General features: G+C 44.7%; 27 protein-coding genes and 1 rRNA gene. 14 read left to right on the top strand and 14 right to left on the bottom strand.

All coding sequences use genetic code 11. From position 1 onward, the window contains the following. Position 1: 1 nt before the first annotated feature. Positions 2–346, top strand: coding sequence for a phosphoribosyl-AMP cyclohydrolase (gene hisI, locus KEJ24_01150; GenBank protein MBS7646433.1), 345 nt, complete (start codon positions 2–4; stop codon positions 344–346). On the opposite strand, the gene proC is transcribed toward hisI, so the two are convergent. Beyond that, positions 343–1,152 carry a pyrroline-5-carboxylate reductase gene (gene proC / locus KEJ24_01145; GenBank protein MBS7646432.1) on the bottom strand — a complete coding sequence of 270 codons (810 nt, stop codon included), beginning with the start codon at positions 1,150–1,152 and terminating at the stop codon, positions 343–345. The two genes, hisI and proC, sit on opposite strands and share 4 nt — an antisense overlap. A 214-nt stretch (positions 1,153–1,366) precedes the next feature. Here proC and KEJ24_01140 point away from each other — a divergent pair, with 214 nt between their 5' ends. The 6 genes from KEJ24_01140 to KEJ24_01115 are packed head-to-tail and all read left to right on the top strand — an operon-like array spanning position 1,367 to position 6,938. Continuing rightward, positions 1,367–1,540: a hypothetical protein gene (locus tag KEJ24_01140; GenBank protein MBS7646431.1), complete on the top strand. Its 174-nt coding sequence runs from the start codon at positions 1,367–1,369 to the stop codon at positions 1,538–1,540. A 53-nt stretch (positions 1,541–1,593) separates the two neighbouring features. Then, entirely contained in the window at positions 1,594–2,775 is a 1,182-nt protein-coding gene (locus KEJ24_01135) for a hypothetical protein (GenBank protein MBS7646430.1), read from the top strand. A 17-nt stretch (positions 2,776–2,792) separates the two neighbouring features. Next, positions 2,793–3,845: an N-acetyl-gamma-glutamyl-phosphate reductase gene (locus KEJ24_01130; protein MBS7646429.1), complete on the top strand. Its 1,053-nt coding sequence runs from the start codon at positions 2,793–2,795 to the stop codon at positions 3,843–3,845. Positions 3,846–3,852: 7 nt separating this feature from the next. Next, positions 3,853–4,662 (top strand): [LysW]-aminoadipate/[LysW]-glutamate kinase, encoded by an 810-nt coding sequence (locus KEJ24_01125; protein MBS7646428.1) that lies wholly within the window; start codon positions 3,853–3,855, stop codon positions 4,660–4,662. Beyond that, on the top strand, positions 4,655–5,866 hold the full coding sequence (locus KEJ24_01120) for an aspartate aminotransferase family protein (GenBank protein MBS7646427.1): 1,212 nt from the start codon (positions 4,655–4,657) through the stop codon (positions 5,864–5,866). Before KEJ24_01125 ends, KEJ24_01120 begins: the two co-directional genes overlap by 8 nt. Further along, positions 5,823–6,938, top strand: a complete 1,116-nt coding sequence (locus tag KEJ24_01115) for a M20/M25/M40 family metallo-hydrolase (protein MBS7646426.1) — start codon at positions 5,823–5,825, stop codon at positions 6,936–6,938. Before KEJ24_01120 ends, KEJ24_01115 begins: the two co-directional genes overlap by 44 nt. Before the next feature lie 64 nt (positions 6,939–7,002). On the opposite strand, the gene KEJ24_01110 is transcribed toward KEJ24_01115, so the two are convergent. Both KEJ24_01110 and KEJ24_01105 read right to left on the bottom strand, forming a co-directional pair. Next, complete coding sequence (locus KEJ24_01110) at positions 7,003–7,608, bottom strand: fumarate hydratase C-terminal domain-containing protein (protein MBS7646425.1); 606 nt, start codon at positions 7,606–7,608, stop codon at positions 7,003–7,005. Positions 7,609–7,618: 10 nt separating this feature from the next. Beyond that, positions 7,619–8,494, bottom strand: a complete 876-nt coding sequence (locus KEJ24_01105; GenBank protein MBS7646424.1) for a fumarate hydratase — start codon at positions 8,492–8,494, stop codon at positions 7,619–7,621. 158 nt (positions 8,495–8,652) lie between these two features. Here KEJ24_01105 and radA point away from each other — a divergent pair, with 158 nt between their 5' ends. Continuing rightward, entirely contained in the window at positions 8,653–9,660 is a 1,008-nt protein-coding gene (gene radA / locus KEJ24_01100; protein ID MBS7646423.1) for a DNA repair and recombination protein RadA, read from the top strand. Between the two features lies 1 nt (position 9,661). Beyond that, positions 9,662–10,108 carry a hypothetical protein gene (locus KEJ24_01095; GenBank protein MBS7646422.1) on the top strand — a complete coding sequence of 149 codons (447 nt, stop codon included), beginning with the start codon at positions 9,662–9,664 and terminating at the stop codon, positions 10,106–10,108. 1 nt (position 10,109) lies between these two features. Here the strand turns inward: KEJ24_01095 and KEJ24_01090 are convergent, their stop codons facing one another. Further along, positions 10,110–10,409: a hypothetical protein gene (locus KEJ24_01090; protein MBS7646421.1), complete on the bottom strand. Its 300-nt coding sequence runs from the start codon at positions 10,407–10,409 to the stop codon at positions 10,110–10,112. Between the two features lie 153 nt (positions 10,410–10,562). Between KEJ24_01090 and KEJ24_01085 the strand changes: the two genes are divergently transcribed. Continuing rightward, positions 10,563–12,611, top strand: a complete 2,049-nt coding sequence (locus KEJ24_01085) for an NFACT family protein (protein MBS7646420.1) — start codon at positions 10,563–10,565, stop codon at positions 12,609–12,611. 81 nt (positions 12,612–12,692) lie between these two features. On the opposite strand, the gene KEJ24_01080 is transcribed toward KEJ24_01085, so the two are convergent. From KEJ24_01080 to KEJ24_01065, 4 genes are all read right to left on the bottom strand, one after another. Continuing rightward, positions 12,693–14,188 (bottom strand): 16S ribosomal RNA (locus tag KEJ24_01080). 315 nt (positions 14,189–14,503) lie between these two features. Then, on the bottom strand, positions 14,504–15,778 hold the full coding sequence (locus KEJ24_01075) for a glycosyltransferase family 2 protein (protein ID MBS7646419.1): 1,275 nt from the start codon (positions 15,776–15,778) through the stop codon (positions 14,504–14,506). 322 nt (positions 15,779–16,100) lie between these two features. Beyond that, positions 16,101–16,844 (bottom strand): HAD family hydrolase, encoded by a 744-nt coding sequence (locus tag KEJ24_01070; GenBank protein ID MBS7646418.1) that lies wholly within the window; start codon positions 16,842–16,844, stop codon positions 16,101–16,103. 56 nt (positions 16,845–16,900) lie between these two features. After that, a complete protein-coding gene (locus KEJ24_01065; protein MBS7646417.1) occupies positions 16,901–17,359 on the bottom strand; it encodes a glycosyltransferase family 2 protein in 459 nt (152 codons plus the stop codon). Between the two features lie 193 nt (positions 17,360–17,552). On the opposite strand from KEJ24_01065, the gene KEJ24_01060 reads away from it, so the two are divergent. From KEJ24_01060 to KEJ24_01050, 3 genes are all read left to right on the top strand, one after another. Further along, positions 17,553–18,386 carry a helix-turn-helix transcriptional regulator gene (locus KEJ24_01060; protein MBS7646416.1) on the top strand — a complete coding sequence of 278 codons (834 nt, stop codon included), beginning with the start codon at positions 17,553–17,555 and terminating at the stop codon, positions 18,384–18,386. A 208-nt stretch (positions 18,387–18,594) separates the two neighbouring features. Beyond that, positions 18,595–19,956 carry a hypothetical protein gene (locus tag KEJ24_01055; protein MBS7646415.1) on the top strand — a complete coding sequence of 454 codons (1,362 nt, stop codon included), beginning with the start codon at positions 18,595–18,597 and terminating at the stop codon, positions 19,954–19,956. 46 nt (positions 19,957–20,002) lie between these two features. Continuing rightward, positions 20,003–20,188: a hypothetical protein gene (locus KEJ24_01050; GenBank protein MBS7646414.1), complete on the top strand. Its 186-nt coding sequence runs from the start codon at positions 20,003–20,005 to the stop codon at positions 20,186–20,188. 15 nt (positions 20,189–20,203) lie between these two features. On the opposite strand, the gene KEJ24_01045 is transcribed toward KEJ24_01050, so the two are convergent. Beyond that, on the bottom strand, positions 20,204–20,554 hold the full coding sequence (locus KEJ24_01045; GenBank protein ID MBS7646413.1) for a hypothetical protein: 351 nt from the start codon (positions 20,552–20,554) through the stop codon (positions 20,204–20,206). 313 nt (positions 20,555–20,867) lie between these two features. Here KEJ24_01045 and KEJ24_01040 point away from each other — a divergent pair, with 313 nt between their 5' ends. Beyond that, on the top strand, positions 20,868–21,368 hold the full coding sequence (locus KEJ24_01040; GenBank protein ID MBS7646412.1) for a metallophosphoesterase: 501 nt from the start codon (positions 20,868–20,870) through the stop codon (positions 21,366–21,368). Here KEJ24_01040 and moaA read toward each other — a convergent pair. The 5 genes from moaA to KEJ24_01015 all read right to left on the bottom strand — a co-directional run bounded on the left by moaA (position 21,365) and on the right by KEJ24_01015 (position 24,017). Further along, positions 21,365–22,291, bottom strand: a complete 927-nt coding sequence (gene moaA / locus KEJ24_01035) for a GTP 3',8-cyclase MoaA (protein MBS7646411.1) — start codon at positions 22,289–22,291, stop codon at positions 21,365–21,367. The genes KEJ24_01040 and moaA overlap by 4 nt on opposite strands. A gap of 2 nt (positions 22,292–22,293) precedes the next feature. After that, positions 22,294–22,824 (bottom strand): molybdenum cofactor biosynthesis protein MoaB, encoded by a 531-nt coding sequence (locus tag KEJ24_01030; protein MBS7646410.1) that lies wholly within the window; start codon positions 22,822–22,824, stop codon positions 22,294–22,296. After that, positions 22,821–23,261 (bottom strand): cyclic pyranopterin monophosphate synthase MoaC, encoded by a 441-nt coding sequence (gene moaC, locus KEJ24_01025; GenBank protein ID MBS7646409.1) that lies wholly within the window; start codon positions 23,259–23,261, stop codon positions 22,821–22,823. The genes KEJ24_01030 and moaC overlap by 4 nt, the downstream gene beginning before the upstream one ends. Before the next feature lie 61 nt (positions 23,262–23,322). Next, a complete protein-coding gene (locus KEJ24_01020; GenBank protein MBS7646408.1) occupies positions 23,323–23,619 on the bottom strand; it encodes a winged helix-turn-helix transcriptional regulator in 297 nt (98 codons plus the stop codon). 26 nt (positions 23,620–23,645) lie between these two features. Then, positions 23,646–24,017, bottom strand: a complete 372-nt coding sequence (locus KEJ24_01015; protein ID MBS7646407.1) for a hypothetical protein — start codon at positions 24,015–24,017, stop codon at positions 23,646–23,648. Positions 24,018–24,062: the final 45 nt, after the last annotated feature.

Below are 24,062 nucleotides of genomic sequence, written 5' to 3'. Positions count from 1 at the left end.
CATGAAAAAAATCAACATCGAACAGTTAGATTTCCAAAAAGGCGGCGGCTTAATTCCAGTGATAGTGCAAGACTTTAATACAAAAGAGGTCCTCATGTTAGCTTACACAAACCCTGAAGCTTTAAGAAGGACTTTAGAGACCGGTTATGCCCACTACTGGAGTAGATCTAGACAGAAGCTATGGATGAAGGGTGAAACCTCTGGAAACACCCAAAAGATTAAAGACATTCTAGTAGACTGTGACTACGACGCATTACTCTTTCTAGTTGAACAGAAAGGAAACGCATGCCACACAGGAGAGAGAACATGCTTCCATAACCAGATAGAAAAAGAAAAACGAGGTTAGACTGTTTCTTGGATTATTTCTCCCCTAATTTTTTGGCATTTTTCCGTTGCCTCTTTTATGGCCCTCATTAAGGCTTGGCGGATTTGGCTTCCCTCCAGCTCATATATAGCTTCAATTGTTGTTCCACCTGGCGTCGTAACCATATCTTTTATTTTGGCGGGATGCTCTTGTGTTTCCAATATCAGTTTTCCCGTTCCAAGAACTGTTTGGGCTGCACTGTAAAGCGACAAATTTCTGGGCAAGCCAACTCTCAATCCAGCGTACATTAAAGCCTCGATAAAGATTGATATGTAGGCAGGTCCGCTGCCGCTCAGGGCTGTTATGGCGTCCATGTATTTTTCTTCAACTTCTTGAGAGACGCCTATAGCGTTTAATAGTTTTTCAACTTTCTTTCTGTCGCTTGCCGTTATATCCTCGTCGCAGCAGTAAGCCGTGTAGGACGCTTGAACCAAAGCGGCGATGTTTGGCATTGTCCTAACAAACTTAGCTTTGGGGACTATTTTTTTGTAGAATTTTAGGGGAATTGTAGCTGCTGTTGATATTACAAGTTTTCCCTCAATTTCGCTGCTTATTTCTTTGAGAACTTTTCCAACATCTTTAGGCTTCACGCATAGGAAAATAACGTCAGCGTTTCTTGCAGCTTCCTTGTTGTTTGTAGTGGTCTTTGACCCTAATGCCTCCAGCTCTTTTAGCTTTTCCGCGTCGCGCCTTGTAGCGATAACGTTGCCCACGTATCCTGCCTTTAAAAGGCTTTTAACTATGGCGCTGCCGAGCATTCCCGCGCCTATTACAGTTATGGTCTCCATGTTCCATCAACCTTTCCAATTTGGTAACGCAAAATACGTTATGAGCTTATATAGCTTCCTATTTTGCGCTAAAATCCCACACTTGGTTTGAACAATTTTGGACGTAATCAAATTCTTTGTGGCTATTCTTGGTCTTTTGTGGCTTTTAAAGTAATATGATGACCAAAACATATATAAGAAGCCTTAAGCGCTTCCATGAAGCGTGTGATATAAAATGGAGTCAGTCTGCCCAGAATGCGGTGCAAAAATCGAAGTACCAAGCGACGTTTCAAAGGGTGAAATCCTATCGTGTCCAGATTGCGGACTTGAACTTGAAGTCAAAGAAGTCAACACAGACTCCGTAGTAATTGAAGAACTCCAAATTGAGGGAGAAGACTGGGGCGAGTAGCCAACCCTCAATTTTCTTTTCTTCCTCTTCATAACTTTTAAACCGGATGCGCCATGAGCATAGCAATTCTCTGTGAGCAAACAGGAACAGATGAAATGGGGATACAGCTAACAGCCGAGAAGCATGGCATAAACTTAACATTTATACCATTCCGCAAAACTTCTTTTTTAATAGCAAACAACCGTTGGCAAATCAAAAGTTTGAGTAAAGATTTTTCAGAAGAGTTAAAAAATGTCTCCGTGATATTGAATAGGGCGCAGAGCAAGAACCGCCGATTGTTTATTGGAGCAATTTTTGAAACACTGGAGAAGAAAGTTCTAAATCCTCTGCAAGTCGAATATGTATGTTTCAGCAAGCTTAGGACACTTCTCCGCTTTTGGAAAGAAAGGATCAGTATACCAGCAACGGTTTATGTGCCATGCGACCCTAAGGAGAAAACTGCTGATGGACGTGAAATTTCAAATGAAACTGAAATCGCCCAATTAGTTCAGCAAGCGATTGGGAATAATCCCGTTGTGGTGAAACCAGATGCAGGTTCACATGGCAGGGACATCAAACTGGCCGCTGAACAGCAGGAGCTCCTTAATATTTTGAGCGAAATTAAGCCTTCCATCATAAACCCGATTGGGGTATTAGCCCAAGAGTTTATTAATAAATGGTTTTTCGATTTGAGAATAATTGTCGCGAAGGAGAAAGGTAAAGAGGCCTGCTGTCACCCAAATGCAATGGCTAGAACGGGACTTAGGGATTTTAGGACAAACGCATATTTAGGCAACATGGTTTTCGGGGTAAGTTTGCCCCAACAAATAAGAGAAAAAGCTGTAAGATGTGCTGAAGCTATAGGAAAAGGTTGTGACGCTTGGGTTTTAGCCCTCGACGCGATGATAAACTTTGGAAAAGAGATGGCGGTCAGCAATGAACTTGCAATGGAATTTGAACGGTTAAAACCATTTTTTGACGAGATACAGAAAGTCAAAAAGGAGAAAGTAACGAAGGAAAATTTTATCCAATGGAACGAAAAATTGGAAAGGTCGTTTAACAATTACGCAAGCTCCGAGGCGTACCGCCACATCCAAAAAACAATACAGGAACAGGTTAAAGACATGAAAGACCATATAATGTTTCACGAAGCAAACGCTTGCCCAGATTTCTGGGAACAAACTAGACTGGCCGCCGAGATAAACTTGGCAGAGCAACTTTTAAGATGCGCGGAGAGTCTCCTTGACAAAAATTAGGTTTGGAAGTGGCTAAAATGAGGGTAGGCGTTATTGGCGGTTCAGGATATGTTGGCGGAGAACTTTTGAGACTACTGCTTTTCCATCCGAAAGTAGAAGTAACTCTAGTTACTTCACAGAAACAGGCTGGTGAGTATGTTCACACTATACATCCAAACCTAAGGGGAGCCACGCAGCTAAAATTCATTCCTTACGGGTTGTCTGAAATAAAAGAGAAATGCGATCTGGTTTTCACAGCCTTGCCGCATGGTGCCTCAGTTAAATATGTTCCAGAACTGCTGAATGCAGGCTTAAAGGTTATTGATATGAGCGCAGACTTCCGCTTAAAAGATTCTGAAAATTATCCTAAATGGTACGGATGGAGCCATCCAGCTCCAGAAATACTTGCAGAAGCGGTTTATGGCCTCCCAGAACTTCATCGAGAAGAAATAAGAAAAGCGAGGCTTGTAGCTTGCCCTGGTTGCATGGCAACCGCCACCATCTTAGCCTTGGCACCGCTAGTTAAAGCAGGCTTCATTGACAAGGATAGAATAGTCGTAGATGTTAAGGTAGGTTCATCTGGTGCGGGTAATCGCCCATCAATAGCATCACATCACCCTGAAAGGTCCGGTGGAACGAGGCCATACAAACCAGTTGATCACAGACATATTCCAGAGATAGAACAAGAGTTGAATTTAATCGCTGGAAGGCCGGTGAAGGTCGCGTTTACCCCGCATGCTGTAAACATAGTGCGCGGTATACTTTCCACAATTCACACGTTCCTGGTTAAAGAGGTAACAATGAAAGATGTTTGGATGGCTTACCGCTCAGCTTATGAGGGTGAACCCTTCATCCGTTTTGTCAGATATAAAAAGGGACTTTACCAGTTTCCAGATCCAAAAATAGTTGTCGGCTCAAACTTTTGTGATATAGGTTTCGAGCTGGATTCACGTGTTAACAGGCTTGTAGTTTTCTCTGCGATAGACAACCTTGTAAAAGGAGCCGCGGGCCAAGCAGTTCAATGCCTAAACATAATGTCTGGATTTGACGAAAAAACAGGCTTAAACCATGTAGGTTTCCACCCGGTGTGAGAAAATGCTGATTGTTGTGAAAGCTGGGGGAAACGTTCTTAAAAATAATCTTGGCGAAATTGCCAGCGACGTAGGAGATGTTGTCCACAAAGGCGGAAACAGTGTTATCTTCGTCCACGGAGGGGGAGCCGAAGTAACGGCTATCGCTGAAAAACTTGGCCAAGAACAGAAATTTGTAATCTCTCCTGAAGGTTTCAGAAGCCGATACACAGACAAAGACACAGTGGAAATCTATAATATGGTCATGTCCGGCAAAATCAACAAAAAAATTGTCTCAGTTTTTCAAAGCTGCGGAGTGCGCAGCATTGGACTTTCGGGTGTAGACGGCGGTCTCCTCAAGGCAAAAAGAAAGGAAAGAATGATCATAGTCGACGAAAGGGGAAGAAAAAAAGTCATTGACGCTGGATTTTCCGGGAAAATACACGAAGTAAACAGTGAACTCCTTAAGCTTCTTATAGGAAACGGGTACGTGCCAGTAATATCACCGGTAGCCATAGGAGAAGAATTTGAGCTTTTAAATGTTGACGGTGATCGCGCTGCTGCTAGCATTGCCGGCGCAGTAAAGGCAGATGAACTTGTTTTTTTAACCGATGTGGAAGGCGTTATCCTAGACGGGAAAGTCGTACCAATAACGAAAAGTTCCGAAATCAAAGAGGCCCTTCCAAAAATAGGCGCAGGCATGAGCACCAAAGTACACGCGGCCGCTGAAGCTCTAAACATTGGTGTTAAAGAAGTGATAATTTCTTCTGGACTGCGGAAATCTCCAATTACATCAGCTATTCGACATGAAAATGGAACAGTGATAGTTAATGGATGAAAGTTCCATCATGACTTTAGAAGACAAGTACATGATAAGGTCCTACGCAAAGAGGCCTATAGTGATTTCCAAGGGTGAAGGTGTTTATCTATGGGATATAAACGGTAAAAAGTACTTGGACTTTACCGGAAACTATGGAGTCTGCATTCTCGGTTACTCTCACCCAGCCATAGTTCAGGCAATAAAAAGGCAGGTAGAAAGGCTTATCCCGTGCCATGGCTCCTTTTACAATGAGACAAGAGCGAAGTTCCTTGAAAAGTTAATTAAAATCGCGCCTAAAGGTTTGACCAAAGCCTTTCTTGGAAACAGTGGAGCCGAAAGTGTTGAATGCGCCATAAAAATGGCGCGTAAATACACTGGGAAAACAGAGATAATCGCGATGATGGGTGGCTTCCATGGAAAAACCATGGGTGCCCTTTCCGCAACATGGAAGGAAAAGTATAGGGGGCCTTTTCAGCCTCTTGTGCCGGATTTCAAACATGTGCCAAGGTTCAACCTGCAGAAGATAAAGGAGGCGATCACGGAAAAGACTGCAGCAATCATAGCTGAGCCGGTGCAAGGCGAAAGCGGTGTCATAGTTCCACCTGAAGGATTTTTCCAGTCTTTAAGAGAGTTGTGTGATAAAACAGGAGTTCTCCTAATATTGGATGAGGTCCAAACTGGAATGGGCAGAACCGGGAAAATGTTTGCTTGTGAACATTGGGCCATAACACCTGACATTTTATGTGTTGCCAAATCGATTGCCGGGGGCTTACCTCTTGGAGCAACTTTGGCCAAAGAGGAAATAGCGTCTGCCCTTGAAGTTGGAGAACACACAAGCACGTTTGGAGGGAACCCCGTTGCATGCGCTGCAGGATGCGCCACGATCGATGTGCTTATCGAAGAAAAGCTTCCAGAAAAAGTTGGAAAGCTTGGGCGTTACTTTTTGGATAGATTAGAAGAATTGCAGTTACGCCACAGAATAATGAGGGAGGTACGCGGCTTAGGCCTCATGGCAGGAGTGGAATTAAAGATTGATGTTTTAAATGTGATATTGGGTGCTCTGCAGAAAGGGGTTCTCATGCTCGATGCCGGTAAAAACGTGTTACGCTTTTTGCCTCCATTTATAATTACCGAAAAAGATATTGATACAGTTATAACGGTAATGGATGAAATCTTGAATGGAGAACATTGCCCAAGAACAAGCCATTCAGTTTCTAACTAGTCTCCTAAAGTTTTACAGTCCATCAGGCAAAGAGCAAGAAGTAAGCGTCTTCATTGCAGATGAAATGAGAAAATTTGGATTTAAGGTCGACATTGATGGTGTTGGAAACGTGCTAGGCAAGGCTGGACATGGAAAACCAGTGATTTTGTTATGTGGACACATTGACACTGTTCCGGGATATATTCCAGTAAAAAAGGTTAATGGCAAACTGTATGGAAGAGGCGCTGTGGATGCGAAGTCCCCATTGGCAGCCATGATATTGGCTGCCACCTCTGTTTTAAAAACAATGTCTTCTGGAAAAATTTTAGTAGCCTGTGTTGTTGAGGAAGAAAAAACCGGTAAAGGCATCAGACATTTAATAGAAAGTGGGCTGACAGCAGACTACGCCATTTTTGGAGAGCCAAGCGACACTGGAAACATAATTATAGGTTATAAAGGGATGTTGAAGGTTAGAGTTACTTGCAGAACAGCTGGGGGTCATTCGGCAGCTCCTTGGCTGTTTGAAAACGCTATTGAAACAACTTTTGATCTTTGGAAAACTCTAAAGGAGACTTTGAGTCAACATGATTCTTCAAAGGGTCGCTTCTACTCGGTCACTTCTTGCCTAACCTACTTGAGGGGAGGAAGCTTCGCCTCAAATGTTCCATCTAAATGTGAAGCCTTGATAGATGTTAGGGTTCCACCCCAATTAACATGCATTCAGATATATGACGAAATAAATAGAGGTATAATGCAATACCAAAGCGCAAAGCTCGGGGTTAAATTCAAAACAGAATTAGTTGATTCTGTGGAACCCTTTGAGGCAGATAAGAACAGCCAACTTGTTAGGATATTCACACATGCTATTAGGAAAATCGTTGGAAAAACTCCGGTTCTTTTAAGGAAGACTGGAACCAGCGATATGAACCTGCTAGGCAGAGCGCTAAAAATACCTGTTGTAGCATACGGCCCAGGTGATTCAAGCCTAGACCACGCTCCAAACGAGCATGTGAGCATACAAGAATACTTGACAAGCATACAAGTGATTAGAGAAGTCTTGATAAGGCTATTAGGTCAATCTTCCAGCATATAAAACAGAAGAAAATAGCGAATCGACTTTTTGCGGGACAAAATTGAAAAATTGGGGATTTGGAAGTTTAAACGGGTAAGCCCAGCTTCTGGTATATCTTCTTCCTGTTTTCTTCAACGTTTTTCGCCACATCCATAAAGAGATTGTTGCCGTGGGAGTCTATAGCCACCGTTAACGGGCCGAAGTTTTCAACTTCAAATATCCATAGGGCTTCGGGTGTTCCAAGGTCAAGCCATTCGACGCCTCTAACATCTTTAATAGCTTTTGCTGCCAGTATTGCGGCGCCTCCAGTGAAGGCCCCATAAACAGCGCCATACTTTGCCATTGCATCTGTTGTTCTTTTACCCATGCCGCCCTTGCCTATGACGACACGAACTTTGAAGTTTTTAATGAACTCGTCTTCGAAAAGATCCATGCGGGTGCTTGTTGTCGGACCAGCTGCCACAGCGACCCATTTGTCACCTTCCTTGCTGACCACTGGGCCGCAGTGAAAAACTGCCAAGCCTTCAAGGTCTATTGGTAGCTTTTTGCCTTCCTTCACATATTCTAGGGCACGGCGATGGGCTTGGTCTCTGGCTGTTACGATGGTGCCAGTTATGTAAAGCACGTCGTTTACTTTCAGTTTGCGGATTTCCTCTTCGGATATAGGTGTTTTAAGGTGGTATACTGCCATGTTTTTCACCTCAAACTTTTCCTTTATGAGTTAAATATTCAACGGTTCCATCTGCGTGAATTCTTGCAGAAGCCCTTCTGGCAGCCCAGCAGTTGAAGGCCACAGCCGCCGGGAAGGAGGCGGGATGTCTAAAGGCATATTCCACGTGCACGCCTAAAACAGTGGTTTTGCCGCCAAGCCCCATGGGGCCGATCCCAGTCATGTTGGCTGCCTCGTAAAGTTCCTTTTCAAGTTTTGCTATTTCAGGATTTGGGTTCGGCTCGTTTAGGGGTCTTAAAAGCGCTTTTTTAGCGAGTTTCATGGCTATATCTGCTCCGCCGCCCATGGCCACACCCACTATCGTCGGGGGGCAGGGCTGAGCGCCAGCCTTAATAATTGATTCAATGACAAACTTTTTCAAGCCATTGATTCCCTCTCCTGGTACAAGCATCCCAGTTAAGCAAACGTTCTCGGAGCCGCCTCCTTTAGTCATAACTGTTAAATCCAACAGGTCGCCGGGCACGATCTCCCAGTGTACATACGGTATGAACCTTCCAGTGTTGTCGCCGCTGTTTTTCTGCGTGAACGGATCAACAGCATTCGGCCTTAAAGGTATCTCTTTTGTTGCTTTTCTGGCAGCATTTACTAAAGCATTTTCGATTTTGTCGAGACCTCGCACCTCAGCACCTGCACTCACATAAAATATTATTGTGCCTGTGTCCTGGCATATTGGAGCTTGATATTTCTCTGCAAGTTCAATGTTGTCTAAAATAGCTTTTAGCTGAGTTTTTGCCGCCTCGCTTGTTTCACCTTCATAAGCCTTTTTCAAGGCTTGTTTTACGTCTTCTGGAAGATATATCACCGCCTGTTTTATTAGGTTAAAAGCAACATTTTCAACAGTCTCAATCTTCAAGGGTTTCCCTCTTGCGGGGTGTTTGTTGACACTTGACTAATATAAAGCTTAAAAAAGTTTCCAAACACTTTAACTCATCTCTCCATGGAACCTGGCAACCAATTCCACGTTTGCTTTAAATACCGCCTGATCTAATTGTCTCTGGGAAATTTATGTCAGAGGAAGAAAAGGGGAGCCCCACAAGGCAGAGGTATGAAACCCTCGAAGACCTCCCGGGGATTGGGCCTTCGACAGCCCAAAAGCTTAGAGAACTAGGCTTCCATACGGTTGAGTCTCTGGCTATGGCGACTGTCCGCGAACTAGAACCGGCTGGCATAAGTGAGAAAAAGGCTTTAGCCATAATCAGTGCAGCCCGCTCTTCCATTGGAGTATCCTTCATCCGCGCTGATGAACTCCTTAAAATGAGGCAGAATGTGTTGCGGCTTACAACCGGAAGCAAGGCTTTAGACAAACTTTTAGACGGGGGACTAGAAACTCAAACCATAACCGAGTTTTACGGGGAGTATGGCAGCGGAAAAAGCCAAATATGCCATCAGCTCTGCGTGAATGTACAGCTTCCGCCTGAAAAGGGAGGCCTTAATGGGGCTGCCCTATACATAGACACCGAAAACACTTTTAGAACTGAGCGTATAGTGCAGATGGCGAAACATCTTGGACTTGATCCTGAAAATGTTGTAAAAAACATAATTTACGCTGAAGCTTACACGTCGGATCACCAGATGTTTCTGTTAGAGAACGCGGATAAAGTGATAAAAGAGAACAATGTTAAACTAATAGTAATCGACTCTTTAACAGCCCATTTCAGAAGCGAATACCTCGGGCGGGAAATGCTTGCCTCTAGACAGCAAAAACTCAACAAGCACATGCATAAACTTATACGCTTAGCGAGAGCGTTTAACGCCGTGGCGGTCGTAACAAACCAAGTTATGGCGAAGCCAGACATGTTTTTTGGAGACGCTATCCACCCGGTGGGCGGTCACATTGTAGGACACACAAGCCACACGCGGATATACCTTAGAAAGGCCTCCCATGGTCCCGTGCGAATTGCCCGTCTGGTTTCAAGCCCATACCTGCCTGAAGGGGAAGAAGTGTTTAAAATAACTGAAAATGGCATAGAGGACGTCTCAGAAGAGGACAAAGCCAAGGCCAGTGGGCGTTAGAATGCCTGTACCCTCCGCTATGGTTACACGTTTCTTCCAGTTAATTCTTAACAAACAGTTTGCTGAAGCTGAACGCGAGTTAGAAAGAATCAAACAGAAAATGCACAAAACAGAGTGGAACAGGGGTTACTTCAGAGCCTTATATGGAATGCTACTCGTAAAAAAATCCAACGCTAACGATTCTTACGCATTTTTTGCGAAACTGAATTTAAACGACAGAGAAACACTACAAGCCTGCAGGCAGGAATTTCTAGAACATGTGAGAAACCGACTTCACGGCGACTTCGACCGCGGCTTTTTCGCAGCATGGGCTGATTTTACACGGATTATAAGCAAACTAACCGTTAACGAAATCCAACAGGCAACTCCACAACAGAATGAAGAAGAAAACGGCAAAAAGCCTCCAGATGACGAAAGCCAAGCTAAAATTGAGGATTTCATTGAATAAATTAAGCGCTTGCAATTACTGTGTATAGAAGCACCCAGAAAACAAGCCAGGACAAAATATAAATGCCTATGCCCGTTGTAAGGATTTTCTGGGGCTTATCCACTTTCCATACGAATTTTGGCTTGATTATGTAATAGGACAGCATGTAAACTATAAATGCAAAAGCAACACCGTTCGTTAAAACGTTTACATTAAACTTCATGTTAATGGTATTCGTTGCCAAGCCATAGCCTATGCATATTAAGGCTGCTACTATACCTAAGGCAAACCGCAACCAGTACAAGGCTTCTAAAGGCTTCATAACCCTCCACTTCTGCACCTATAAGGCATGCATTAAATTTAAAGTTGACTATCAACTTTTCAATCGCAGTCTAATGTCTTATAAAGAAGAATTGGTTAAAACTAACATTCATAACATAAACCCTATAATGCATAGGTCTCAAAGTGGTGACGTTTGCGGGGAGAGTTCAGAAGTTTTGATTTAGCAGCCGCTGTCCGCGAATTAAAAGAATCCATTTTGAACTCTAGGGTAAACAATATTTACCAGCTAGATGAGGCGACGCTGCTTTTTAAACTGCGACGGGGCGAAAACGTTTTTAGACTTGTCTTTGAGGCTGGTAAACGCCTAAATTTAACATCTTATGCTATGGAGAAACCTCTCGTTCCACCAGCCTTCTGCATGGCATTAAGAAAGTATCTCCGAAACACTTTACTAAAAAATATTGAACAGTACAAGTTTGAACGCATAGCCATCCTATCTTTCACGGGCAAAACCGGCGAGTTTAGGCTTATCATCGAACTCTTCGGAGAAGGGAACATAATTCTAGTGAACAGCGAAAACAAGGTTGTGCAGGCTTTACGGTACAAGCGGATGCGAGACCGAAATATCCTTCGAGGCGAAAACTTTGTTTTCCCCCCTCCGAGCGGACAAAACCCCATGGAAATAACTCTGCAAACTTTCATAGAGGGCTTAAAGAATTTCGGAAAAACTGAGGTTGTTCGGGCTCTTGTCCGTTTTCTAGGCATAGGCGGCATATACGCCGAGGAGCTTCTCTTAAGACTTGGAATAGACAAAACCACGCCGTGCAGTAGCCTAAACGCTTCTCAAATGGAGGAAATCTACAATGGCCTTGTAGGGTTAATTCGTCAAGTTTTGGAGGGGAAGCTTGAACCATGCATAGTTTTCAACGAGGAAGGCGCATTTTGGGATGTGGTGCCTTTAAGGCTTAAACGCTACGAAGGGCTGAAACACCAGTTCTACAACAGCTTTAATGAAGCTCTAGACGAATTTTACACAAAAATTAAGACTCTAGAAAAAGTAGAACACAAAAAAGAAGATGAAGCGTTGAAACGAGAAATTGAACGCCTCGGAAGGGTTTTAGCCGAGCAGGAAAAAGCCTTACAGGATGCGGAGCAAAAAGCCGAAAGATACAGGCAAATCGGCGACTTGATATATACTTATTCCGGGGAACTCCAAACGTTGCTTAACAGACTTTGGGAAGAGAAAAAGTTTGGAGCAACCTGGGAAACTATAACCTCAAATATTCTAGCTGAGAAAAAAGCTGGCTTGAAATCGTCCAGGTTTTTCGAATCTCTTGACAAGCAACGACTTATTTTGAACGTCAGCATTGAAGGCATACCTTTCAGTTTAGACCTGCGGAGAGACTTGTTTGCCAACGCTGCTGAGTACTATGAAAGGGCTAAGACTGCAAAGCGTAAAGTAGAGGGTGCCAAGGCAGCCTTAGAAGAAACGAGAAGGAAATTTCTGGAGGCAGAGGCTAAACTTAAAGAGGCAGAGGAGGTGGCGCTGACGGCACCTTCCAAAGTTGAGAAAGAGCTTGCCAAACGCAAAATAAGACAGAAGCGCTGGTTTGAAAAGTTTAGGTGGTTCACGACATCTGACGGTTTTCTCGTGGTGGCAGGTAAAGATGCAGCAAGCAACGAAGCGCTAATAAAAAAGTACACTAATCCAGAAGACTTCGTTTTCCACGCAGATGTCGCTGGCGCCCCTTTTGTTGTTGTAAAGACTGAGGGGAAAACGCCGAGTGAACAGTGTCTCCGTGAAGCTGCAGAATTTGCAGCCGCCCACTCAAGGGGCTGGCGGGAAGGTTTCGCGTCCATAGACGTTTACTGGGTTAAACCAAGCCAGCTAAGCAAGACCGGCGCCTCTGGCGAATATGTGCCTCATGGAGCCTTCGTTGTTCTGGGAAGCAGAAACTGGATGCGAAACATTCCTACAAGAATAGCAGTAGGCGTTACATTCGACAAGGAAACAGGCGAGCCAACATTCATAGGCGGAGCCGTTGACGCCGTGAAAGCCAAAACGAACGTCTACACCATCATTATGCCAGGAGAAATAGAAGGAAAAATTCTGTTACATCAAGTTTTAAAAGCGTTAGCAGAGAAAACGCCGAAAGATAAGCGGGATAAATTGTTGAAGGCTAACTTAGAAGCTTTAAGGGAGCTTATTCCCTACGCTAAAGGCAGGATTCTTCAAGAATGAGGATGTAAAAGGTGGTCTAAGGGCTTGGCCATGTGGTCTCCGTCACCATTCTCCTCCAGCCGGCTTTTGGCCTCATGACATAGGAGGTGATCCGGCCGCAGGTTCCCCTACGGCCACCTTGTTACGACTTCTCCCCCCTCACGAAGCTTGGGTTCGACGCAGCCAACAGAGACCACGCCTCACCCAAGCCCCGCTCGGGTGGAGCGACGGGCGGTGTGTGCAAGGAGCAGGGACGTATTCACCGCGCGATGGTGACGCGCGATTACTAGGGATTCCATGTTCACGAGGGCGGGTTGCAGCCCTCGATCCCAACTACGGCAGGTTTTAGGGATTGCCTTCCCCTTTCGGGGTTGGAACCCATTGTACCTGCCATTGCAGCTCGCGTGTGGCCCGGGGGATTCGGGGCATACTGACCTGCCGTGGCCCGCTCCTTCCTCCGCCTTATCGGCGGCAGTCCCCCCAGTGTGCCCGGCGCAATGGCCGGTTGCAACAGGGGGCGCGGGTCTCGATCGTTGCCTGACTTAACAGGACACCTCACGGCACGAACTGGCGACGGCCATGCACCTCCTCTCAGCTTGTCTGGCAAGACCTTCAATCTGGCCTTCATCCTGCTGTCGCCCCCGGTAAGGTTCCCGGCGTTGACTCCAATTAAACCGCAAGCTTCACCCCTTGTGGTGCTCCCCCGCCAATTCCTTTAAGTTTCAGCCTTGCGGCCGTACTCCCCAGGCGGCGGGCTTAACGGCTTCCCTGCGGCACTGGCACGGCTCGTAGCCGTGCCAACACCTAGCCCGCATCGTTTACAGCTGGGACTACCCGGGTATCTAATCCGGTTCGCTCCCCCAGCTTTCATCCCTCACCGTCGGGCGCGTTCTAGCCGGCAGCCTTCGCCACTGGTGGTCCTCCCGGGATTATAAGATTTCACCCCTACCCCGGGAATACCGCCGGCCTCTCCCGCCCCCTAGCCGGACAGTATCCCCCGCAGTCCAGCGATTGAATCGCTGGATTTAACAGGGGACTTGTCCAGCCGGCTACGGATGCTTTAGGCCCAATAAGCGTCCCCACCACTCGGGGAGCGGGTATTACCGCGGCGGCTGACACCCGACTTGCCCTCCCCTTATTCCCCCAGCTGGCTACACTGGGGAAAAGCCGTCCTCAGCGGACGGCACTCGGGGTGACCCCGTCACGCTTTCGCGTATTGCGGAGGTTTCGCGACTGCTGCGCCCCGTAGGGCCTGGACCCTTGTCTCAGTGTCCATCTCCGGGCTCCCGCTCCCACGGCCCGTACCGGTTATAGGCTTGGTGAGCCGTTACCTCACCAACTACCTGATCGGCCGCGGCCCCATCCTTGGGCAGCGTCTAGAAGCATGGTCTAGACGCCCTTTCGGCGAGGACCCATTCCAGGCGTCCTCACCTATCGGGGATTAGCCCCAGTTTCCCGGGGTTATCCCCGTCCCAAGGGCAGGTTAGCCACGTGTTACTGAGCTGTGCGCCGCGCCTCCACCGTGGCTTGGAGGCGCACGACTAGCATGTCTTAGTCCCACCCCGATAGCAGTGGGGTCCGGCAGGATCAACCGGAGTTGTTCCGGCGACCAGCCGGATACGCTTATTGGCATACGGCCGCAAAGCCGACTGGATTTGGAGGGAGATCCACATAGCCAAAGCCCATTTCAGACCTAACATGGTTATTGTCAGGTCCACATTTTTGTGCCCGCAAGTGGAGGCCAACCATCCTCATCCCTTGGGCGCTTAACGCCTTTATGGTTGGGGTTGGGCCGCCGCCGGAAATGCGGGCAGCTTAATTTTCACCAAGATATTCTGGAAGACATGTCAGCAGATATAAACGTTTCCTTCGTCCCTAATATAAGTTGTTATTTGTCAACCAGTTTTTACGTTTCATGTTTTGCGCCAGCAGCCCCTATCACCCCTCAAGAATGCTATTAGGCTTCTAAGTCTTGCAAACACATTAATAATCCTTAATATTAAGTAAAGCGGAGTATAGACAAGAAGATGTTTATGGTTATATTGACCGTAGGAAAATTTTAGGGCGATGGCTTGATAGATTACCCCTACAAAAAAGGCGAAAAGGGTGTAAACTATTAAGTTTAGGAGAAAGAACATCTTATCCGGCGCAAACAATATAAAAATGGGCAGACTTAACATGGCTACGATTTCGATTAGGCTGCATCCATAACCCAATATTAAAGCGTCCCAAAGGAATAAACTTAGGAAACGTTTTTTGAAAAGCAAATCCTTGTGGATAGATAGAATATTGTGAATGCCGCCTGCGAACCATCGCAGCCGCTGATTCCAAAATGCCTTTAATGTTTTTGGCGCAACAGTCGCGCTTCTAGCACTACCGGTGTACCCTATGGGCAAATTTTTCTTTTGCATTTCTAAGGTTATTTCCATATCCTCAGCCACAGACTTCATGGTTTTTTCATTCAGTATTTCTATAAGCACATCTGCCCGATACAAGCCCATGGGACCTGGAATTACCAAAATGGAGTTTTTCAGTGCTTGGGCACTTCGATATACTCCCAATCCCTGACTGTATTCAAGCTGTTGAAGGGTTATGTATAGCCCTCTTTCGTCTTTTCCGTCGGTTGGATGAACATAACCGCTTATAGCATAGTAACCAGCTCCTTCTGCAGTTTTAACAAGTTCTTTTAAGGCGTTCGGTTCCCACCACGTGTCAGCATCCACGAGAGCTATGAATTCGCCTCGCGCCCTGTTAATTCCGGTTCTTATGGCTTCGGCTTTGCCGAGGTTTACGCAGTGCCTAACAACCTTGCATCTAACGTTAGGCCACTGTTTCTGACATTTTTGTATGGTTGCCCAGGCCATTTCATAGGTGTAATCGCTGCTTCCATCGTCTACAACTATGATCTCGCAGAAACCCGGATAGTTGGAGGCGTTAGCGAAGAGGCTTGTTATGCACCTCGTGATGTGTTTTTCCTCATTGTATGCTGGCACTACAAAGGTAACTGATGGGTATTGGGCACTATCGCCTGTATGTTTTTTCCTTTTGTGCATCCAAGCGGCAACGATTCTCATGCCGCCAAGGCCTATTGCCAGAAAAACGTAGAGAGTGAAAAAGGCATAGAGGGTTCCGTGCCAAAGCCAATGGGTTGGCTGAGTACTTGGAACATAGCCAAAAACATGAACCAAAAAAGCGTAAGCCACGACGGGAAAATACAACCAACATAAGACTGCTAAGAAAACCGGCAGGGCGAACAGTAAATAAAGTAATTTTGAACTTTTCTTTTTCGAAACTTTTTCAAGCATAAAAATCTGCCCTGCGCCTTCTCCTAAGCCATTTTCCAAAGATCATGCAAAATAAAACAGTATTCCCACAGGGAAATATTTCAAAAGCAAGCTAAAACCTAACAGACATTTATCAATACCTAAACCCTTCAGATTGCCTTTACTCTATTCTGTGTAGTATTGAGTCACGCTCTATGGGTCTGTTAGGGCTGGACTGCCAGAATGGCTAGTTAGCAATCTCCCCGATAACTGTTGGTAGTTCTTTTAGGCTTTTGATAATTTTGTCTGGTTTAACCCCCTTACTAGGCTGAGTTGGCCAATCAGTTGCAGATGTTCTTCTTATAATAAGTATGGCTTTCATTCCGACATTTTTAGCGCCTTCAATATCTACGCTGGGCGTGTCGCCAACAAAAACGGTTTTAGATGGTTCGGTTTTGATTGTTGTTAGGGCTTTTTTGAAAATTTCTGGGCTTGGCTTTCGTTTATTAATTTCACCGGAAATTACAATGGCTTCAAAGAATCTTTTCATTTTAAATTTCTCAAGCAGTTTTCTGGCACATTCTGGAAGGGCGAAGTTGGAAACTATACCCAGCTTGTATTTTCCGTATAGTTTTTCTAAAGCCGTTGGAGCTTCCTCGTCTATTTTAACATATTTGCTGAATTCTTCAGCGAATGCTTCCGTTGCTCCGGTTACGATAGAATCTGTGAGTGAGTAGTTGTAGCCAAGCTTCTGTAATGTTTGCCAGACTCGGACTTTAAAGTGTGGTTCCTCAAGACTATTAAGGGTTTCCATGTATAGACGGTCTCTTACCTCGAAATAGGCGTGTTTAAATTTTTCGAAAGATGCATTGACACCATTTTCAACTAGAAAACCATGAAGCCTCTTAAGGCAAGGTATGTAGAAGGTATTGCCGCCTTCTATCAGGAGTAAAGTATCAAACAAATCAAATAGTACAGCTTCGACTTTCAAGAGCGACCCTTAAACTATGTTTTAGACGCATTGCTGATTTGAAAAATTTTCTTGTTTTATGTAAAGAGTTTTCTTAGCGTTTCTGCTTTGCAGAGAACAGCCCTAGAATTAGATGTGGTCTTATTCTTTCTTTCAAAAGTTTCAACTATTTCCTTCAGCGCGTTTGGTTTCAAAATCGACTGAGAACCCACGATGAATATTAACGTTCCCAAAGCCTTGTTAACACCCGTTTTTATAGCTTGTTTTATGCCAAGTTTTGTTGAATGCCTTACTACCTTGCCACCAACATGAGGCCACCTCCTTCTGCATTTTTGTATGGTTGCCCAGGCCATTTCATAGGTGTAATCGCTGCTTCCATCGTCTACAACTATGATCTCGCAGAAACCCATGTAATGGACCGCGTTTTTGAATAAGCTTACTAGACATTGAGGAATCAGCCTTTCACAATTGTATGCCGGGACAATTATGGATACTGAAGGCTTGAAAATGCTTTTGGGATAAGCTTGCACCCTCATCCTTCCTCCACTAGAGACTGTTTCACTAAAGGCTGTTTCGACGCTAAAGATAAAGCAAGTATTCCCGTGGAAAAATATTTCATTAAGGGGAAGCTGCAGTGAATTTTGTGGCTGATATTGATTTTATGTTTAGAAGACTTAAATAGGCTTACAACAGTTTCTGAATTCTTAGGAAAGGCGGAGAAAACAGTCCATGGAAGATCTTTCACGATACTATGCCCTCCTCAAGGATCCGACTAGGCGCAGGATAATCGAGGTTTTGGGCAACCAAGAAAAGATTGGGTTTAAGGAACTTCGCGAAACACTGGGTGTAGGTGTAGGCACCGTTTATTATCATTTAGATATGCTTTCAGACTTTATTGAGCAGGATAAACAGCGCAAGTACCGGTTAAACGCAAAGGGACAAATGCTTTATAGAGTTTTAAAGGATGGAAGTGTTCCAGCCAGCCTCGAGATAAGTGAAACCCTAAGCCATCGGGCAGTTAAATGGCTTTTTCTGTCTCCAATATTCGCATTAACAGCTAAACCATACAAGTTTTTGCCGATCTCCGCTGCGGTACTGGTTCTGGGAGCTTTCGGCGCCTCTATTGCGAGACTTGAACCTGCACTACTCTTCTATTTTGAATATTCTACGCGTAGCCCTACAAGCATAGCCGTGCTTTTCATCTTCAATTGGATAGGCTTGTTCTTGTTCACGGAGGTTTTAGCCATAGCCATTTTTAAGCGGATTGGAAATGACTTGCAACTTTTCACGTGCGTCGGGCTGGCGGCGATTCCCTTAGCGGTTTACCCCTACATATATTTGAGTGCCCCTGCAGTTCTAGAGGCCCTAGCCATGTACAGTTGGCAATTCGCGAAAATCGTGAGGGACGTCGTACTAGTGATTTTGCAAGTTTGGAGCATACTGCTTGTTTCAGCTGCGGTCTGCCACGGAAAGGGCTTGAGACTAGATAAAGGCATAATCATAAGCCTGACAGCCACATACCTAAACATAGCCGTCCTATTCATACTTGGGAAATTTACCTAGCAACGACGCGGCATCAATTTTAATCATCACTCTAAAGAGGGGCTAGAGAAAATAAGCTTAGACGAGCGCCATTTTTGCTTTACGGGAAGGCAACCATGACGTGGCAGAAAGTTCTAGGTTTCTAGAACTTCTAATAGGCGAGGTTCGAGTTTTTTGGAAGCGGTTTTCTTAAAAGCCGGTTTAACATAGTCTTTTCCCGGTGAAAAACATGAAAAACACAAGAAAAACAATATTGGCTTTGAGCCTAGCCTTGCTTTTAGCCGCACCAGCGCTTGCCACTCTAAGCCCAGCAGCAAATGCAGATGACACCGTAGAGGACGCCCAAAGTCTACCGGTTACGGAAAGACTTTTTGGAAAAACATGGCGCGGGTTCGAGACTCCGTTGATAACGTTAATCTTCCCGGCAAAGGGCACAAAACCCATGTTCTTGTGGTGGTACACAAAAGACAACAGCACAATATATGTAGTCAAATTTAAGGGAGTCATCGAATACCTCGCCATCGACAAGCCATATTATAGGCATAGGTTCCACGCAGACAACGCTACTGTAAACGCGACATTATGGAAAGACCGCATCGAACCAGCTATACGGCAAAGGTATAAGTATGGCGAGAGGTACCGCCAAGCAATTGGCGAGTTCTACGAACTCTTGTTCAAATTGCACAGGGCTTACTTGCCCTTCAGCGCATGCAACTGGACACTATCCGGACCAATATTTGTGGAGGAGAAGGACTACTGGTCCTTCAACTTCACTTTAACAACAGTTTACGGCCATCCAAACTTGAAGTTCGCAGAAGGCAATATTGAAATTAGATGCCGATTCTACAACAACACAGTAACCGAAACACCGGACCCAGCTAATCCAAAATACAATTATACTGTTGCAGCTGGGCAGTTGAAATTCGACTTTGTTGTGAAGCATTGGGAATGGAACATAGACAAAATCAACGGCTTCCTTAGAAAATGGGGTCTAGAAATACCGGAAAGCAGAACAGGCTTAGCCTTATGGGTTAACATGGCGTCCATAAAGCTTGAAGACTTACAGTACGCCGAAAACGAAGTCCAAAATCAAGCAGAACACCGGGTTGAGACAAGGTCTCAAATGCGGGAAGCAATCGTTAATGGTGAACGCTACGCAGTTGACAAAAACGAAACAAGCCAAGACGAAAATCCGATACAAGCCACACTACAGCTCAGGGAAAGGTTTAGGGAACGGATAAGGCTGCACTTTGCCCGCGGCGAAAAGGATGTTCCAGTAGGCTTCTTAGAGTTTGTCCCGTGGGCTAGGCTGCTAAACCCAGACGGCACAACCTATAAATACGTAAATGTTACAGCGTCTTACATCGCTGCCGGCGGGCATCTAAGGCTGTTTATTTGCTATCCATACTTTGGAAACTACACGTTAGAGCATGACCCGACTATAGGCTTAACATCAGCCACAACAACAATCCCAGAGCTAATAACCACGAGGCTATTGTGGGTTCTTGTGGGCGCCACCGTCGTTATTGGCGTGGCTGTTACTGCGGTGAAGCTTCTTAAGAAGCCTGTTAACCTTTTAGTTGTAAAATAGCAGTTTCCACGACCCCCTTTTCTTTTTATTTTTGGCATATTCTGAATTGAAAGTAAAAGCTTATATCGTATATCACTACGTAATATTTTGGATACTCATGGATGCTGGAGTAGAAAACGACGAGATCCGCTGGCATGTGATAAAAGCCATGCTAGACGAATTCCCAACGTTAAGGGAGAAAGTTAAACGCTACCTGGAAAAACAGCAGAGAACAAAACATTCACAGCCATAAGTGGTTCCTAAACTTTTAAACATGATTTCTTTTTATTAGATGCGCTGGTGGAACCTTAACATGATTTCCGCCATTTTCAACTCCGGACTTAAGAAGATCAATCATCTCCTGGTAGCGTTGAAGAAACTCCAATCCCTTTGGCGTCGCCTTGTAAACTTCCCTATCGTTCTCAACAATTCTATCGATTAGGTTTATCTTCAACATAAACTTCAAATACTCATTGAGTTGCGTAAAGCTTAAGTTAGCCCGATACATAATCTGAGTTTTCAAAGCACCTTCTTGAGCTATTTCCAAAATTTCTGCAATTATATAGAGTTTATCCCGCCTTTTTTGCTGAGAATCAGGATCGTAAACATTCATTCCCAAGTTATTCCTCTCGACAACATCCGTAATTAAAGAGATGCCCATATTTTAAGCGGTGCTTCCACAAAAATACTATTACTATTCTCGTAATATCTTCTAGAAGAATCCTCTATCACCAAAACGGAATAGTATTCTCAAAAAGTAGAGCCCACCCCCTACTGGCGAACCAATACCGTGAAAACAAAATAACCCTAACTTATACAGTAATCGCCTCTCTTTAATCCATATGTTGTCCTAGTCTATCCAGAAAGTTTAGGAATAGCCTTATCTACAATTACAATAAATTTAGGACATAACCTAGAAGAGGTGAACATAAATGCTCGTGGGTTTGATGTCGGATACTCATGACTGCTTACCCATGGTGGAAAAAGCCATAAAAAGGCTCAATGAAGAAAATGTCGAACTCGTGCTCCACGCCGGAGACTACGTGGCACCATTTGTTATTCCAAGATTCAAGGAGTTAAAAGCAAAGCTGATAGGTGTTTTCGGCAACAACGATGGAGATCGCGAACTTTTGAAAAAGCGATTCAGCGAAAACGCCAAGTTTGAAATCCGCGGAAACTTCGCAGAAATAAACATTAACAACATCAAAATTGCATTGCTACATGGAAACGAAGAAGAGCTTTTGAAGGCTTTGATTGAAAGCGAAACATTCGACATTATAGCCTATGGTCACACTCATAAAGCGGAAGCCTACCGCAAAGGAGGAACCCTTATCGTGAATCCAGGCGAAGTTTGTGGTTATTTAACTGGAAAACCAACAATCGCCTTGTTAGACACAGAGAAACTTGAAGCAAAAATTGTCAGTTTAATCTAGGCAAGGCAATATGGTTGTCTACGCTTGTTAGCCAGCTTAAAAAGTTCGATCAACTCCTCGTCTGTTGCTCCATTACGCATCGGTGTTAAAACATCTACAGTGTTATCATTCCTCATGAGACATGGTTTAAGTTTTCCGTCACTTGTAACCCTCATGCGAGTGCAGTGCATACAGAAATCCGTGTTTTCAATCGGGTGAACAACCTCCACCTTTAAGTCTGGCAAATGGTAAACACGGCGATTCTGCATAGTTTTCCTATTCTCAATCTCCAAGGCTTTCTGCCTTAACATCTCCTCATACTCATCTAAAGGCTTATGGTAAGTCTCATAGTATTCACGGCTTATGTTAACAGGCTCAAGCTCAATAAGCTGCAGCACGGCGCCACTCTCCCTTGCAAAGTCAATCATCCCCTGCACATGCATGTCATTTACGCCTTTCAGAACTAGCATGTTAAACTTAACTGGGTTTAATCCCGCCTCTATAGCTGCCTTAACACCTCTTAAAACATTTTCCAGTTTTCCGCCGGTCAATTTACAATAGGTTTCACCGTCAATTGTTGGAAGGTTTATGTTTACACGTTTCAAACCATTCGCCTTCAACTCCTTAGCCAAGGGTTCAAGCAACGTCCCATTCGTCGTCATAGAAAGCTCCTCTAAACCAGTCAAGCTTGCTATGCCTCTAACTATTTGAGTTATGTCTTTACGCATCAAAGGCTCCCCGCCGGTTAGCTTGATTTTTGAAACGCCAAGGCTAACGGCTATCTTTGCTATTCGCACAATTTCCTCTGCAGTCATCTCACCAAGGTTTTCGGCATATTTATCTTCACCTTCAGCATGACAGAAACTGCAATGCAAATTGCATGGCCTAGTTAAGACCATCCGAAGGTTCAACAGTGGACGCCCATGGCTATCTACAAGCACCATCGTTATTCCCGCGCATGCCTAACGATGTGTGCAGCTTCCGGCAATATAAGCTTTTCAAAACAAAGCCTAACAGCATCGGGTGAGCCTGGAATACAGAAGAAAACTTTGCCTCTGGCTGTTCCGGCGAAGGCGCGAGACAAGACTGCGGCCGAGCCTATTTTTTCGTAACTCAAAAGTCTAAAAAGCTCCCCAAATCCAGGTAGAACTTTTTCCATGAAGGGCGAAACCGTCTCGATGGTTATATCTGTGGAAGTTATGCCCGTTCCACCGCAAAAAACGGCTACATCTACAGCATTTGATTCTAGGACATGTTTCACTCCTTTTTCAATTTCCGCTTTATCGTCTGGTATGAGTTTGCGGAAAATAACAGAGTAACCGTGATCTTTAACTAGTTTCTCCATTAGATCGCCGGATTCGTCCTCAACTGCTTCGCCTTTTTTTAATTGAGCATAACGGGATGTACTGCATACGAAAATGCCGAAGCCCAACTTTTTCGGAGCTTCAGCCTTATGCCTAAGCAGACTCCTGCTCATCTTGGATGTTCTTCCTTAACCTTTTTTACAACGCGAATACTCTCAATAACTGTTGATGGATACTGGCCTTCCGCGTCTTTCTCGTACTGTTTTACCATGTCCCAAATTGTTAGGAGGCTTATAGCCGTCGCCACTAGGGCTTCCATTTCAACACCTGTCTGTGCCTCAGTCTTAACCGTGGATGAGACTTTTATGGTAGTTTCGCCTAGCACTTCTACGTCAATTTTCACGTTTGTTAAGGGCAAGGGATGGCAGAGCGGGATTAGATTGCTTGTCTCCTTTGCAGCCAAGGTTCCTGCGATTTTCGCCGTGTAAACAGGGTCTCCCTTTTCAATTTTTCCCTTTTTTATCAGATTTATGGTTTCCGGCTTAAGCCTAATTATGCCGGTTGCCGTTGCCTCGCGGAAAACTTTCGGCTTCCCGGTTACATCCACCATTGTCATGTGAAATCCCACTTCAACCTTTATGCAAGCACATCTAAAGAGGGGGGTTGACTATTTAATGATTCCGTGAGGCATTAAAATTTTCAACAGTTTCCCAAGCTTCCATAAATTTTTTCAAGGCTCTGGCCCTTACAGAGCCTTCGTTAAGTCTATACAAGTGAATTCTCCCAAACTTCTTGTATTGGAGGAGGCCATTTTCTTTTAGAACCTCTAAATGTTCCTTGACTGTTTTATGGTTTGCACCGATTTTTCTAGCGATTTCAGAAACATTTAACTCTCCCATTTGGAATAGAACCTTCAAAATCTTTACACGCAGCCTGTTTCCAAGCACATCCTCTATGGCTATTTGCATGGGTGAATCTTGGCTTTCTAGGTATTTTAAGTTTGGTCTGGATACATGTTGTCTACGACTTTAATCCATCTTGTCGCCAAAATTTGATCGAAGTCTTCGCTTTTAGGGTCAAGGTCTGAAGCCACCAAGTGCCAATGGTTGTTTATGGATGCAAAAGTGCTATCTAAAATCACAAACTTTGGAGTATACTTGAATATCTCTCTACCTATTTGGGAAATAATTGTCAAGGCGCGTTCACAAGTCTCAAATGGTATTGTATGCTGGTGCTGCTTGTAGACGATCATGATGCGTTCTCTATGGCCTTTAAGCTTTTTTGTCCTTAAAACGATGAATGAATCATCTTGATAGAAGATTTTCTCCTTACTTAGATCCAACTTACAGAGTGGGCAATCCACCACTCCGCAGCCTCTCCAACATGCATTTTGATGGAAAAGACGCATATT

It is taken from the genome of Candidatus Bathyarchaeota archaeon, assembly GCA_018396705.1.
Taxonomy (GTDB): domain Archaea; phylum Thermoproteota; class Bathyarchaeia; order Bathyarchaeales; family Bathycorpusculaceae; genus DRVP01.
The sequence above is the reverse complement of the archived record's forward strand: the minus strand, read 5'-3'. Positions and strand labels throughout refer to the sequence as shown.

Excerpts from the sequence above, each read along its gene's own strand:
- hisI (MBS7646433.1), top strand. The coding sequence starts at position 2 with ATGAAAAAAATCAACATCGAACAGTTAGATTTCCAAAAAGGCGGCGGC.
- proC (MBS7646432.1), bottom strand. The coding sequence starts at position 1,152 with ATGGAGACCATAACTGTAATAGGCGCGGGAATGCTCGGCAGCGCCATA.
- KEJ24_01140 (MBS7646431.1), top strand. The coding sequence starts at position 1,367 with ATGGAGTCAGTCTGCCCAGAATGCGGTGCAAAAATCGAAGTACCAAGC.
- KEJ24_01135 (MBS7646430.1), top strand. The coding sequence starts at position 1,594 with ATGAGCATAGCAATTCTCTGTGAGCAAACAGGAACAGATGAAATGGGG.
- KEJ24_01130 (MBS7646429.1), top strand. The coding sequence starts at position 2,793 with ATGAGGGTAGGCGTTATTGGCGGTTCAGGATATGTTGGCGGAGAACTT.
- KEJ24_01120 (MBS7646427.1), top strand. The coding sequence starts at position 4,655 with ATGGATGAAAGTTCCATCATGACTTTAGAAGACAAGTACATGATAAGG.
- KEJ24_01115 (MBS7646426.1), top strand. The coding sequence starts at position 5,823 with ATGGAGAACATTGCCCAAGAACAAGCCATTCAGTTTCTAACTAGTCTC.
- KEJ24_01110 (MBS7646425.1), bottom strand. The coding sequence starts at position 7,608 with ATGGCAGTATACCACCTTAAAACACCTATATCCGAAGAGGAAATCCGC.
- radA (MBS7646423.1), top strand. The coding sequence starts at position 8,653 with ATGTCAGAGGAAGAAAAGGGGAGCCCCACAAGGCAGAGGTATGAAACC.
- KEJ24_01095 (MBS7646422.1), top strand. The coding sequence starts at position 9,662 with ATGCCTGTACCCTCCGCTATGGTTACACGTTTCTTCCAGTTAATTCTT.
- KEJ24_01090 (MBS7646421.1), bottom strand. The coding sequence starts at position 10,409 with ATGAAGCCTTTAGAAGCCTTGTACTGGTTGCGGTTTGCCTTAGGTATA.
- KEJ24_01065 (MBS7646417.1), bottom strand. The coding sequence starts at position 17,359 with ATGAGGGTGCAAGCTTATCCCAAAAGCATTTTCAAGCCTTCAGTATCC.
- KEJ24_01060 (MBS7646416.1), top strand. The coding sequence starts at position 17,553 with ATGGAAGATCTTTCACGATACTATGCCCTCCTCAAGGATCCGACTAGG.
- KEJ24_01055 (MBS7646415.1), top strand. The coding sequence starts at position 18,595 with ATGAAAAACACAAGAAAAACAATATTGGCTTTGAGCCTAGCCTTGCTT.
- KEJ24_01040 (MBS7646412.1), top strand. The coding sequence starts at position 20,868 with ATGCTCGTGGGTTTGATGTCGGATACTCATGACTGCTTACCCATGGTG.
- moaA (MBS7646411.1), bottom strand. The coding sequence starts at position 22,291 with ATGGTGCTTGTAGATAGCCATGGGCGTCCACTGTTGAACCTTCGGATG.
- KEJ24_01030 (MBS7646410.1), bottom strand. The coding sequence starts at position 22,824 with ATGAGCAGGAGTCTGCTTAGGCATAAGGCTGAAGCTCCGAAAAAGTTG.
- moaC (MBS7646409.1), bottom strand. The coding sequence starts at position 23,261 with ATGGTGGATGTAACCGGGAAGCCGAAAGTTTTCCGCGAGGCAACGGCA.
- KEJ24_01020 (MBS7646408.1), bottom strand. The coding sequence starts at position 23,619 with ATGCAAATAGCCATAGAGGATGTGCTTGGAAACAGGCTGCGTGTAAAG.